The organism is Pseudomonas sp. WS 5532, from assembly GCF_012985445.1.
Classification (GTDB): Bacteria; Pseudomonadota; Gammaproteobacteria; order Pseudomonadales; family Pseudomonadaceae; genus Aquipseudomonas; species Aquipseudomonas edaphica.
In genome coordinates, this window is the sequence record NZ_JAAQWK010000002.1 from 524,138 (window position 1) to 537,664 (window position 13,527).

A 13,527-nucleotide genomic window follows, 5' to 3' on the forward strand; every position below is an offset into this window, starting at 1 on the left:
TCCATGGCGGCATTCCCACGCGGAGCGTGGGAACGATCAGGTCAGAGGATCCGCACGCGCAACGAGCGGCCTTTGATCTTGCCGTCATTCAAACGCTGCAACGCCTGCTTGGCGATCCCGCGCTCAACGGCCACGAACGCCTGGAAATCAAAGATCGCGATCTTGCCGACCTGGGCACCCGGAATCCCGGCGTCACCGGTCAGTGCGCCAAGGATGTCGCCTGGGCGCACCTTGTCTTTACGGCCGGCGGCGATGCACAACGTGCTCATCTGCGGCAGCAACGGGCCACCGCTTTGCGGCTTGAGGTTGTCCAGTTGGTCCCAGTTCAGCGGCGACTTTTGCAGTTGCTCGATGGCCTGGGCACGGTGGGCTTCGGACGGCGCCACCAGGCTGATCGCAATACCGGTCTCACCGGCGCGACCGGTACGGCCTACGCGGTGGATGTGGATTTCCGAGTCGCGGGCCAGTTCGACGTTGATCACCATGTCCAGGGAGTCAATGTCCAGGCCACGGGCGGCGACGTCGGTCGCCACCAGCACCGAAGTGCTGCGGTTGGCGAACATCGCCAGTACCTGGTCACGGTCGCGCTGCTCCAGGTCGCCATGCAGGCCGACGGCGGAAATGCCCTTGGCGGTCAGGTGATCCACAGTTTCCTGCACTTGCTGCTTGGTAAAGCAGAACGCCACGCACGACGCCGGGCGGAAGTGCGCCAGTACCTTGGTCACCGCGTCCATGCGCTCTTCCGGCGAGATCTCGTAGAAACGCTGCTCGATCTGGTCGTCGGAGTGGAAGGCTTCGGCCTTCACCTGCTGCGGCGCACGCATGAATTTGGAGGCCAGCTGCTTGATGCTCACCGGGTAGGTGGCCGAGAACAGCAGGGTTTGGCGGCGTGGCGGGGTCTTGCTGATGATGTCTTCGATGGCGTCGTAGAAGCCCATGTCGAGCATGCGGTCGGCTTCGTCGAGGATCAGCGTGTTCAAGCCGTCCAGCACCAGCGAACCTTTGCGCAGGTGTTGCTGGATACGGCCTGGCGTGCCGACGATGACGTGGGCGCCGTGTTCCAGCGAGGCGATCTGCGGGCCGAGGGACACGCCGCCACACAGGGTCAGTACCTTGATGTTGTCTTCGGCACGCGCCAGGCGACGGATTTCCTTGGCGACCTGGTCGGCCAGCTCACGCGTCGGGCACATCACCAGTGCCTGGCAGCCGAAGTAACGCGAGTTGATCGGGTTCAACAGGCCGATGCCGAAGGCGGCGGTCTTGCCGCTGCCGGTCTTGGCTTGGGCGATCAGGTCCAGCCCCTTGAGGATCACCGGCAAGCTTTGCGCCTGGATCTGCGTCATCTCGACGTAACCCAGCGAGTCGAGGTTAGCCAGCATGGCGGCGGACAGGGGCAAAGTATTAAAAGCGGTGGCGATGGTAGTCACGGGACTGGCTCTGCAAAACAAAATGTCGCGCAGTGTACCAGCCCTGTGGGATTTTCCCTGCAAGTTCTAGACGAGAAGCCTGTTAATGCTCAAGGTCGTGCTCGCGGCTGACCACCCGTTTGCCGTCTTTTGGCGACAGTTGCAGGAAGATCGCCGCCGCCAGCATGGCCATGATGCCCACGGTGAGGAAGGTCAGTTGGAACGCGCCCAGCACGCTTTCCACGCCGTCATTGCCCGCTTCGGCAGTAAAGCCGCCGAGCAGGGCACCGGCACAGGCTACGCCCAGGCTCAAGGACAATTGCGCCACCACCGAGAGCAAACTGTTGCCGCTGCTGGCCTGGGCGTCGTCGAGGTCGATCAGGGTGACGGTGTTCATCGCGGTAAATTGCAGCGAGTTGATCGCGCCCAGCACCGCCAGCATGCACAGCAGCAGCGGGTAGGGCGTGTGTTCGCTGACCAGGCCCATACTGGCCAGCATGATGCCCAGCGCCAGCGTGTTGCCGGTGAGCACAATGCGATAGCCCAGCCGCTCGATCAGTGGCCGGGCGATGGACTTGGCAAACATCGCCGCCGCCGCCAGGGGCAACATGCTCATACCGGCTTCGGAGGGCGAGTAACCCAGTGCCACCTGCAGCAGCAACGGCACCAGAAACGGCAGCGCGCCGCTGCCCAGCCGGGCGAACAGGTTGCCGAGGATGCCCACGGCAAAGGTGCGGGTCTTGAACAGTACCGGCGAGAACAGTGGGTTGTCGATATGCCCGGCACGCAGCCAGTACGCGGCCAGGCAGGCGAGCCCGCCGAACAGCAGCAACATCACCCGCAGGTGCGGCAGGTGCAGTTCGCCCAGGCCTTCCATGGCGATGGTAATCAGCACCATCGCCGCGCCAAACAGCACAAACCCTACACTGTCAAAGCGCGTGCGTTCGCTGCCGCGCAGGTCGGGGATGAGTTTCCACACGGCGTAGCAACCGACCATGCCCACAGGCAGGTTGATCAGGAAGATCCAGTGCCAGGTCAGGTATTGCACCATCCAGCCGCCCATGGTCGGGCCGAGCAAGGGGCCGAGCAGGCCGGGAATGGTGATGAAGCCCATGATACGTACGAGTTCGGAGCGCGGATAAGCACGCAAGACCACCAGCCGCCCGACCGGCAGCATCAGCGCGCCGCCCAAACCCTGGATGACCCGCGCGCCCACCAGCATGGTCAAGGTGCTCGACAAGGCGCACAGCAAGGAGCCAATGCTGAACAGCATGATCGCGCCGAAGAAGATTTTTTTGGTACCGAAGCGGTCGGCCACCCAGCCCGAAGCCGGGATCAGCAAGGCGACGGTGAGCATGTAGGCGATCACCACCCCTTGCATGCGCAGCGGGTTTTCCGCCAAGTCCCGCGCCATGGCCGGCAGGGCGGTGTTGAGAATCGTCCCGTCCAGCGACTGCATGAAGAAGGCAATCGCTACCACCCAGGGTAGCCAGCGGGCGGTCTTGGCATCGAGAGGGGCGCGATTCGGCATGTGAACCCTTTTATTAGCAGGCTATGTGTTGGCGATTATGCGCCATCCGTCGCCCCTTTTCCCACTGGCGGTTCGTCTAATTCCGACAGTGTTGCATGCTCTCCCACCAGGAAATCCAACAGCGCACGGTGCACCGACATGGCCGCTTCGCGCGACTCCAGGTCGAGCAGATGGCCGGTGTGTTCGGCGACCGCAAAGCTGCTGCGGCCGACATAGCGCTTGAACAACCGGGCCTCGGCCGCCGGCGTGTATTCATCCAGTGCGCCATTGAGGAAGTGCACCGGGGTTTCGATCCGGGTCAGCGCCGGCAGGTAATTACCATCGCCCAAGGCCAGCACCTGATGGATATGGAAACGCGCCTGGCGGTACTCGGTGGTGGCCATGCTCGACAGGTGCCGATGGTTGTTGCGCTTGAGGCGCGGCGACAGGTATTTGCCGACGGTCTCATTGAGCAAGTGGCCGACGGCGGATTTGTCATCGGCCTCGATCAACACGCGCACGCGCTCCACGTAGTCGAGCATCGCCTGGTTGAGGTTGGGCGCCAGGGCCATCACTACCGAGCTTTGGATGGAGGGTGGGTTGTGGGCCAGGGTCAGCAAGGTGGAGATGCCGCCCCAGGAGGCCGACACCAGATGGTTGACCTCGAAGCGCTCCACCAGGGCGCGCAGGATTTGCACCTCGTCGTCCTTGGTCACAAGCTCGAGGTCGGTGTTGTGCTCGCGCGAATAGCCGGAGAACGGCAGGTCGAACAGCAGCACATTGAAATGCTCCGCCAGGCATTTACTGGTTCGTGCGAAAGAGCGTGTGGTGGACAGCGCGCCGTTGACCATCAAGACAGTCTTTTTTTCCGAATCGTTTCCTAGCTGCTCAACATGAACGTTGTAGTGCTTGAACAGCTTCTCTATGACAAAACTTCCATGGTTCATGTCAACGCTCCAGCTTGCCCTTCCCGGGCAAGGTCATGCTCTCGTGGGGTGGGTGGCGGGATGCCACTAACCGTTATAACGAGGTTTTTTGCGGGCGACAACAGGCCGCACGGGGAGAAGTGTTAGATGGGATTTTGCGGTAGGAAGGGATGAAACGAGGTGTCTGAAATCAATACAAGCCTATGTGGGAGCTGGCTTGCCTGCGATGGCATCACTGCGGTGTGACTGACACACCGAGGTGACTGCATCGCAGGCAAGCCAGCTCCCACACAAGCCCGCTCCCACAGGGGCAATTGTATTTACAGCGTTAGCGTCAGGCGCTTGACCAGCGCCCCCGGCAGCAGGTTGGAGGAGGTATTGCGCTGGCTGTACGTACTCGCCGACAGCAGCAGTTCCCGTTCCGAGGTCAGCGCTTCAAGCTGCGAACCGAGCAGGCTGTAGACACTGTCATCAAACCGCATGGTGCTCACCGGCGCCTTGATCTCACCGTCTTCGACCCAGAACGTGGCAAAGCGCGTCATGCCGGTCAGGCGTGCCGCCGGCAAGTCCGAGTAGTTCAGATACCACAGGTTGCTGATGTACAAGCCAGTGCCCAATTGCTTGAGGATATCGGCCTGGGGCAGGTTACCTGCGGCCATCTGCAAGGCGCTGGGCGACTCGTCGCTGCTGGCGCCGTTGGTGCTCAGGCCATATTCGGCCGCGCTGCGCGAGTTGATCAGTTGGCCTTCGGCTTTGCCGGCGTTGATCAGGGTGACGTCGCCGCGTGGGTAACCTTCGGTGGAAAACGCCTGGCTCAGGGAGCCGCTGATCTGCTCATCGACCTTCACCAGTGGGCTCAGCGACTGCTCACCCGTGTAGAGCTTTTGCAAGCAACTGCCTTTGCTGGCGATGGCCTGGGCGGAAAATCCGCCCCACGTGACAATGCTGAAGATTTCTTCCAACGCCGCCGGGGCCAGGTAGGCGCGGTATTGGCCGGGAGGCAGCTTGTGCAGCGGGCGGCCAAGAAACTCCAGCTGCTCACGCGCCCGCTGGAAACGCTCAGTGAACTCGGCGCTGTCCCAGGTGTGCCCGGCGTAGCTGGCTTTCACCGCTTCGCCGTTGGCGTGGAACAGGCTGAAATCGAAGTTGAAGCTATTGGCCTGATGCCAGCCGAACGCGCCGTCGGAACTGGCAAAGCCACGGCTGATGGGGCCGGCAGCGTAGAAGCCCACCAGGTCCACACCTTCAGCGGCCTGACTGATATCTGCCAGCACCTGGGCCAGTTCCGGCAGCGGTCGCAGTTGTTCGTTGTGGTTTTGCCAGGCGTTGTGGTTCAGCAGCAGGTACGGATCCTGCGGCAACAATGGCAAGGTTTCGCGCAGTTGTTGCAGGCCGTCGACCAGGCGCTGGCGATCCAGCGCCGGCTCACCGGCAAGGGTGATACCGAGGTCGGCGTGACGGCCATCGTTGATCAGCTTGAGGTTGAGGCTGGCCTGTTGCACCTGGCCCGCTTGACGCACCTTGGCGTGGTTGAAGCGCACGAACTCGGACGACTCGTCAGCGTAGCCCAGGTGAAACTGTTCCTTGTCGGTGACGGCTTGCTTGAGCCAACCCACCAGTGCCTTGAAGTTATTCATCAGGCATCTCCCCCGAACACGTCGATATCACTGAACACACACGCCGGTGAAGCGTGGCCCACGCGGATCACCTGGTTGGGTTCGCCTTTGCCGCAGTTGGGCGTGCCCAACACCTGGAAGGTGCTGGCGTCGCCGACGGCGCTGAGGTTGCGCCAGAACTGCGCGGAGATGGCGCGGTAGTTGGGGTTTTTGACCACGCCCTTGAGTTCGCCGTTTTCGATCAGTTGGCCCCACTCGCAGCCGAACTGGAATTTATTGCGTGCGTCATCGATGGACCAGGAGCGGTTGGTGCTCATCAGAATGCCGTGCTCGATGCCGCTGACCAGCTCAGCCTGGGTCTTGTCGCCGGCCTCGATATTGAGGTTGGCCATGCGGTCGATGGGCGGCCGATTCCAGCCGCACGCGCGGCTGTTGGCCACGCCTGGCAAGTTCGCGCGAAATTGCGACAGCGCGCCACCCAAGGGCTTGAGCAGCAGGCCATCGCGAATCAGGAACTGCTTGCTGGCGGCCGTGCCGTCGTCGTCATGCCCATAGCTGGCGAGCTGTTCGGGGATGTCCGGGTCGAAGGTCACGTTGAGCAAGGGCGAGCCGTATTGCAGGTGGCCGAAGTCGCTGGCCTTCACAAAACTGGTGCCGGCGTAGTTACGCTCATCGCCCAGGATGCGGTCCAGTTCCAGCGGGTGGCCGATGGACTCGTGGATCTGCAGGATCATCTGGTCGGGCATCAGCAGCAGGTCACGCGGGCCATGGGGCGTGTTCGGCGCGAGCAGCAGTTGCAGGGCTTCATCGGCGACTGTGCGGGCGGCGCCGGCCAGGCCGAAGCGGCGAATCACGTTCGCACTGCCTTGCTGGCCGAAGTTGGTGCCGCCCAGGGTGCGGGTCTGGCTGTCGTTGCCGTCGAAGGCGGTGACGCTCAGGCCCGGAAAGACGAAACGCTGAGCCTGGCGCAGCTCGGCACCGGCGCTGTTGAGGTAGATCTGTTCAACCCGCGTGGTGCCCAGGCTGACTTCCCAACTGACCAGGCGCTCATCCTTGGGCACGCTGGCGGATTCATCGCCGAGCAGTTGGTAGCAGTCGCTCAGGGATGGGAAGGGCTGGTCGAGGTCGGGCGACAGGTAGTCGGCCACGTCACTGGAGACCTGTTGTGTGTGCAAGTCGAGCAGGGCATGGGGCGAAATCTGCCGGGCTTGCTGTTCGGCGCGCTCAAGGGCTGCTTGCAGGCCGGCGAGGGAAATGTCGTTGGTTGCTGCATAAGCTTCCACGCCGTTGAGGCGCACGGTGAGCATGGCGCCCTCGTCGTGGCTAAGGTGTGGCGGCTCGGCGACGTTCTTGCGTACCGACAGGTACTGGCCGGATTCGCGCACATAACGCAACGAGAAGAATTCGGCGCGGGTGCGCAGGGCACTGAAGTGTTGTTTGAGGGTGGGGTGGGCGTCGAACATCGGGACCTCCTTGAGGGCAGCGCAGTCCCAGAGGCTAGCATAGGTGATCGTTCCCACGCTCTGCGTGGGAATGCCGCCTTGGACGCTCTGCGTCCGCTTTTGAAGGTCGTGACGCAGAGCGTCACAGGATGCATTCCCACGCAGAGCGTGGGAACGATCAACGGGTTACTGCGCAGTAGGGCCGACTTCACGCATCGGCTTGCCACGCACCGGCGCATCGCCTGCGACGTAGTAGTCGGCAGTGCTGCGCGGCAGTGGCTTGCGGCCACGGATCTTGTCGGCGATTTTCTCGGCGATCATGATCGTCGGCGCGTTGAGGTTGCCGGTGGTGATGATCGGCATGATCGACGCATCCACAACACGCAGCCCCTGCATGCCATGCACGCGGCCTTCGGCATCCACTACAGCCATCTCGTCGGTGCCCATTTTGCACGAGCAGGACGGGTGGAACGCAGTTTCGGCGTGCTCGCGGATGAACTTGTCCAACTGCTCATCGGTTTGCACGTCAATACCCGGGCTGATTTCACGGCCACGGTATTGGTCCAGTGCCGGCTGCTGCATGATTTCGCGGGTCAGGCGGATGCCGTCACGGAATTCCTGCCAGTCCTGCTCGGTGGCCATGTAGTTGAAGAGGATGCTCGGGTAGTCCCGAGGGTTCTTCGACTTCAATTGCACGCGGCCACGGCTCGGCGAACGCATGGAACCCATGTGCGCCTGGAAACCGTGCTCTTTCACACCGTTGCTGCCGTTGTAGTTAATCGCGACCGGCAGGAAGTGGTACTGGATGTTCGGCCAATCGAAGTCTTCACGGGTGCGGATAAAACCGCCCGCTTCGAACTGGTTGCTGGCGCCGATACCGGTGCCGTTGAACAGCCATTCGGCACCAATGGCCGGCTGGTTGTACCAGAGCAGCGATGGGTACAGCGACACTGGCTGAGTGCAGGCGTATTGCAGGTACAGCTCAAGGTGGTCCTGCAGGTTTTCGCCGACGCCGGGCAGGTCGTGGACCACCGGGATGTCGAGGCTTTCCAGCAGTTTGGCCGGGCCCACACCGGAGCGTTGCAGCAGTTGCGGCGAAGCGATTGCACCGCTGCACACCAGTACTTCTTTACGCGCACGGGCTTCAACACGTTCTTCAGCCGCGCCGATCAGGTAACGCACGCCTACGGCACGCTTGCCTTCAAACAATACTTTGTCGGTGAGGGCGTGGGTGACGATGGTCAGCGTCGAGCGCTTCTTGGCCGTGTCCAGGTAACCGCGTGCGGTGCTGGCGCGACGGCCTTTAGGCGTGACGGTACGGTCCATCGGGCCGAAGCCTTCTTGCTGGTAGCCGTTCAGGTCGTCGGTACGCGGGTAACCGGCCTGTACGCCGGCTTCAACCATCGCGTGGAACAGCGGGTTGTTGCCGGCTTTAGGCGTGGTCACGCTGACCGGGCCGTCGCCACCGTGGTAGTCGTTGGGGCCGATGTCGCGGGTTTCGGCTTTACGGAAGTACGGCAGGCAGTCGAGGTAGGTCCAGTTTTCCAGACCTGGCAGTTTTGCCCAGTTGTCGTAGTCCATGGCGTTGCCACGGATGTAGCACATGCCGTTGATCAGCGAAGAACCGCCCAGGCCCTTGCCGCGACCGCATTCCATCCGGCGGCCGTCCATGTGTGGCTCAGGGTCGGTTTCGTAGGCCCAGTTGTAGCGACGGCCTTGAAGCGGGAACGCCAGCGCGGCAGGCATTTGGGTACGGAAGTCAAAACGGTAGTCCGGGCCGCCGGCTTCCAGCAGCAGGACGGTGACGCCTTCGTCTTCGGTCAGACGGGTCGCCAGGGTGTTACCGGCGGAGCCGGCACCCACAATGATGTAATCGTATTCTTGGGACATTGGATGCACCCTCTTTTGAGATGGTCAGGTCGGGCCTCATCGCAGGCAAGCCAGCTCCCACATTTTATTGGGTTAACACAGCACAAAATGTGGGAGCCGGGCTTGCCCGCGATGGCGGCCTCGCGGGCAGTACAGCGCTCGGATTTAGAACACCGAGGCGTAGTCGCCCAGCTCAACCTGTACCGATTTGATGCGGGTGAAGTTGTTCAGCGAGCTGATGCCGTTCTCACGGCCAACACCGGATTGCTTGTAACCACCGACCGGCATCTTGGCGTCGGATTCGCCCCAGGCGTTGATCCAGCAGATACCCGCTTCCAGCTGATGAATCACGCGGTGGGCGCGGTTCAGGTCCTTGGTCACAAGGCCAGCGGCCAGGCCGAAATCGGTGTCGTTGGCGCGGCGGATCACTTCTTCTTCGGTCTCGTAAGTGAGGATGCTCATCACTGGGCCGAAGATTTCTTCACGGACGATGGTCATTTCGTCGGTGCAGTCGGTGAACACAGTCGGGGCCACATAGGCGCCTTTGGCGAATTCGCCGTCGGTCAGGCGGTCGCCGCCGCACAGGACGCGGGCGCCTTCTTCCTTGCCTTTGGCGATGTAGCCGAGCACGCTTTCCATGTGGGCGAAGCTGACCAGCGGGCCGAAGTTGGTGTTTTCGTCTTGTGGGTTGCCAACACGAATGCGCGCAACACGCTCAACGATCTTGGCTTCGAACGCCGCTTGCAGGTGTTTCGGCACGAACACGCGAGTGCCGTTGGTGCAGACCTGACCGGAGCTGTAGAAGTTGGCCATCATGGCGATGTCGGCGGCGCGATCCAGGTCGGCATCTTCGAACACGATCAGCGGCGACTTGCCGCCCAGTTCCATGGTCACTTCTTTGAGCGAGGAGCTCGAAGCGCTTGCCATAACTTTTTTGCCGGTGTCGGTGCCGCCGGTGAACGAGACTTTCTCGATGCGCGGGTGCTCGGTCAGCCAGGTGCCGACTTCACGGCCGCTGCCGGTCAACACGTTGAACACGCCTGCCGGAACGCCGGCTTCGGTGTAGATCTCGGCCAGTTTCAGGGTGGTCAGCGAAGTGACTTCGCTTGGCTTGAAGATCATCGCGTTACCCGCCGCCAGGGCCGGTGCGGATTTCCACAGGGCGATCTGGATCGGGTAGTTCCACGCGCCGATACCGGCTACTACGCCCAGCGGCTCGCGGCGGGTGTAGACGAACGAAGTGTCGCGCAACGGGATCTGCTCGCCTTCGATGGCTGGCACCAGGCCTGCGTAGTATTCCAGCACGTCGGCGCCGGTGACGATGTCGACGTATTGGGTTTCGGAGAAGGCTTTACCGGTGTCCAGGGTTTCCAGGGCGGCCAGCTCATCGTTGCGCTCGCGCAGGATGTCGACGGCACGGCGCAGGATGCGCGAACGCTCCATGGCGGTCATGGCAGCCCAGATTTTCTGGCCTTTTTCGGCGCTGACCACGGCGCGTTCCACGTCTTCCTTGGTGGCGCGTTGCACTTGGGCGAGAACTTCACCGTTAGCCGGGTTGATGGCTTCGAAGGTGGCATCGCTGCCAGCGTCGCTGTAGCCGCCGTCAATGTAGAGTTTTTGCAGTTCGAAACGGGCCATAAAGTCCTCGCAAGTGCATAAGTGGTTGGCGTTACCTGCCGCCAGTGGGCCATGGGGTTGTGGCAACACTGAGCGGCAGACGTTCAGGGGTTGAGCGTTTATGTGTGCTCTAACTCACCTGCTTGGCCAATTGGAAATCCATGTATTCGTAAGCGATCCGTTGCGCCTGCTCCGTGTCGAAAGCGTCTCCCGACAGGGCGCCGCGCAACCACAAACCGTCGATCAGGGCCGCCAGGCCTCTGGCTGCTTTGCGTGCGTGCGGCAGCGGTAGCACTCGGCGGAACTGGCAGCACAGGTTGGAATACAGACGTTGATCGTTGATCCGCTGCAACCTGTGCAATGACGGGTGGTGCATGCTGGTGGCCCAGAAGGCCAGCCAGGTTTTCATTGCCGGTCCGTTGACCTGGCTGGCGTCGAAGTTGCCCTCGATGATCACCCGAAGGTGCGCCCGTGGGCTGTCGTCCTTCAGCGCAAGCCTGCGTTCGTGGACGTTCTCGATCAGCACATTCATCAAGTACCGCATCGTTGCGGCGATCAGGCCGTTCTTGTCCTGAAAGTAGTGACTGATGATGCCGTTCGAGACGCCGGCCAAACGGGCGATCAGCGCAATGCTGGCATCTCCCATTCCAACCTGATCGATGGCCGTCAAGGTGGCTTCGATCAACTGCTGGCGGCGTATGGGTTGCATACCGACCTTGGGCATGTAGCACCTCTCCTTAGGCCTGCCGTTGGGCGTTAAACGTCCGTCGGCTTGATGGCCAGTCTATTTTGTTTTGATTGAACGTTCAATCAACAAAGAATAAGATCTGCGACAAATGGTCGCTGCCTACAGATTTTTCCTACCTGTGAGCAACGTCCTCTGACACCTGCAAAAACCCTTGAAACAGGCCGTATCAGGGCCTGGCCACTGCCTAGGCGCGGCTCAAGAATTTTCGGGGTGTCTTTATAACACCCGTCCGTCGACTGCCGAAAAATCGATGTCCCGGGATAACCGTTGCCTTGTGTTTCTCTCTCGCACTGCCCGGAGCATCTGCGCCATGAGTTCTGCCTCTCTTATAAAGACCCCGCCGGAAAAGGTCAGGGTCAACGGTTGGGTGTTTTACACCTCCACCGCGCTCATTCTGTTGTTGACCGCCATTCTGATCATCGCCCCGCAGGAGGCCGGGCGCATGCTCGGCGTAGCCCAGGCGTGGCTGTCGAAAAGCTTCGGTTGGTACTACATGGTGGTCATCGCGGCCTACCTGGTGTTTGTGGTCGGCCTGGCGTTTTCGTCCTACGGTAAATTGAAACTGGGCAGCAAGGACGACACCCCGGACTTCAGCTACGGCGCCTGGGCCGGCATGTTGTTCTCGTCGGGCATCGGCATCTCGCTGCTGTACTTCGGTGCTTCCGAGCCTTTGGATCACTACTTCAACCCGCCCGAAGGCGCCGCCGCCAGCAATGGCGCAGCCCGCCAGGCGTTGCAGTTGACGTTCCTGCACTGGGGCCTGCACGGCTGGGCGATTTATGCGCTGGTCGGCCTGGCCGTGGCGTACTTCGCGTACCGTCATAACCAGCCGTTGGCCTTGCGTTCGGCGCTGTACCCGCTGGTGGGCGAGCGTTGGGTCAAAGGCGCGGCCGGCCACGCGGTGGACGGCTTCGGCATGTTCGTGACCCTGCTGGGCCTGGTGACGAACCTGGGGATTGGTTCGATGCAAGTGTCGTCGGGGCTTGAAAACCTGTTCGGCATGCAGCACAGCAACACTAACCTGCTGATCGTGATCATCGTGATGAGCACCGTGGCGACCATCGCTGCCGTGTCGGGTGTGGAAAACGGCATTCGCCGCCTGTCCAACCTCAACATTGTGCTGTTCAGCGGCTTGCTGATCTTTGTGCTGTTGTTTGGCCCGACCTTGCACCTGCTCAATGGCCTGGTGCAGAACACCGGTGACTACCTCAACGGTATCGTGCTGAAAACCTTCGACCTGTATGTGTACGAAGGCGACGCCGACAAGACTGAACGCTGGATGGGCCTGTGGACCCTGTTCTACTGGGCCTGGTGGATTTCCTGGGCGCCATTTGTAGGCATGTTCATCGCGCGTATCTCCCGTGGTCGCACGGTGCGTGAACTGGTGGCCGGCGTGCTGCTGATCCCGCTGGGCTTCACCCTGGCGTGGTTGTCGATCTTCGGTAACTCGGCGCTGGACCTGGTGCTGAACCACGGCGCAGTGGAGTTGGGCAAGACGGCGCTGGAGCAACCGTCGATGGCCATCTACCAGCTGCTTGAGCATTACCCGGCGTCGAAAATCGTGATCGGCGTGTCGATCTTCGTGGGCTTTGTGCTGTTCCTGACCCCGGCGGATTCCGGCGCGGTGATGATGGCCAACCTTTCGTGCAAGGGCGGCAATGTGGATGAAGATGCGCCGCACTGGCTGCGGATCTTCTGGTCGGCGGTGATCACCCTGGTGACCATCGGCCTGCTGTTCGCGGGTAACTTCGAAGCCATGCAAACCATGGTGGTGCTGGCGGGGCTGCCGTTCTCGGTGGTGCTGATTCTGTTTATGTTCGGTTTGCACAAGGCGATGCGCCAGGATGTGGCCATCGAACAGGAGCAGGCGCAATTGGCCGAACGTGGTCGTCGTGGTTTCAGCGAGCGTTTGACCGCCTTGGACCTGCAACCGAGCCAGGGCACGGTACAGCGCTTTATGGACAAACACGTTACGCCTGCGTTGGAAGAAGCGGCGAGTGTGCTGCGTGACCAAGGGCTGGAAGTGCAGACGCTGCTGGGTAAATCCAAGCGCTGCATCGGTGTGCGTATCGAGATGGAAGAGGGTAACCCGTTTGTCTATGAAGTGAGCCTGGATGCTTACTCCTCGGCACCGAGCGACCTGCCCGAAGAAGAGCGCACCCGTTACTACCGGGCCGAGGTCTACCTGCACAACGGACCTCAGGAGTATGACCTGATGGGCTTCGCCCAGGAACAGATCACCCGGGACGTGCTCGATCAGTTTGAAAGCCATCGGCAGCTCCTTGGCCGTGTCTATAGCTGATAGTTGAGCCGAGCGGCGCCGTCACTGGCGCCGCTGTTCCAGGCTTGGAATGAGGTCAAATGTGGGAGCTGGCTTGCCTGCGATAGCGGTG

Annotated in this window: 9 protein-coding genes; 1 reads left to right on the forward strand and 8 read right to left on the reverse strand. The window is 61.5% G+C overall.

Features of this window, described 5'->3' with window-relative positions; translation table 11 throughout:
• Positions 1-41: 41 nt before the first annotated feature.
• The 8 genes from dbpA to betI all read right to left on the reverse strand — a co-directional run bounded on the left by dbpA (position 42) and on the right by betI (position 11,110).
• Entirely contained in the window at positions 42-1,379 is a 1,338-nt protein-coding gene (dbpA, locus tag HBO23_RS06050) for an ATP-dependent RNA helicase DbpA (protein WP_262378161.1), read from the reverse strand.
• A 130-nt stretch (positions 1,380-1,509) separates the two neighbouring features.
• Entirely contained in the window at positions 1,510-2,937 is a 1,428-nt protein-coding gene (gene mdtD, locus HBO23_RS06055; RefSeq protein WP_017139382.1) for a multidrug transporter subunit MdtD, read from the reverse strand.
• Positions 2,938-2,972: 35 nt separating this feature from the next.
• A complete protein-coding gene (locus HBO23_RS06060; RefSeq protein WP_170036853.1) occupies positions 2,973-3,863 on the reverse strand; it encodes an alpha/beta hydrolase in 891 nt (296 codons plus the stop codon).
• A gap of 299 nt (positions 3,864-4,162) precedes the next feature.
• Positions 4,163-5,479, reverse strand: coding sequence for a TldD/PmbA family protein (locus HBO23_RS06065; RefSeq protein WP_170036855.1), 1,317 nt, complete (start codon positions 5,477-5,479; stop codon positions 4,163-4,165).
• The gene (locus tag HBO23_RS06070) at positions 5,479-6,921 is read right to left on the reverse strand and encodes a TldD/PmbA family protein (protein WP_017139379.1); all 1,443 of its coding nucleotides are present in this window, start codon (positions 6,919-6,921) and stop codon (positions 5,479-5,481) included. The genes HBO23_RS06065 and HBO23_RS06070 overlap by 1 nt, the downstream gene beginning before the upstream one ends.
• Before the next feature lie 165 nt (positions 6,922-7,086).
• The gene (gene betA / locus HBO23_RS06075) at positions 7,087-8,790 is read right to left on the reverse strand and encodes a choline dehydrogenase (protein WP_017139378.1); all 1,704 of its coding nucleotides are present in this window, start codon (positions 8,788-8,790) and stop codon (positions 7,087-7,089) included.
• Between the two features lie 144 nt (positions 8,791-8,934).
• Entirely contained in the window at positions 8,935-10,407 is a 1,473-nt protein-coding gene (gene betB / locus HBO23_RS06080) for a betaine-aldehyde dehydrogenase (protein WP_017139377.1), read from the reverse strand.
• 109 nt (positions 10,408-10,516) lie between these two features.
• Positions 10,517-11,110: a transcriptional regulator BetI gene (betI, locus tag HBO23_RS06085; RefSeq protein ID WP_010207128.1), complete on the reverse strand. Its 594-nt coding sequence runs from the start codon at positions 11,108-11,110 to the stop codon at positions 10,517-10,519.
• A 391-nt stretch (positions 11,111-11,501) separates the two neighbouring features.
• Here betI and HBO23_RS06090 point away from each other — a divergent pair, with 391 nt between their 5' ends.
• Positions 11,502-13,436 carry a BCCT family transporter gene (locus tag HBO23_RS06090; protein ID WP_236447278.1) on the forward strand — a complete coding sequence of 645 codons (1,935 nt, stop codon included), beginning with the start codon at positions 11,502-11,504 and terminating at the stop codon, positions 13,434-13,436.
• Positions 13,437-13,527 lie beyond the last annotated feature (91 nt).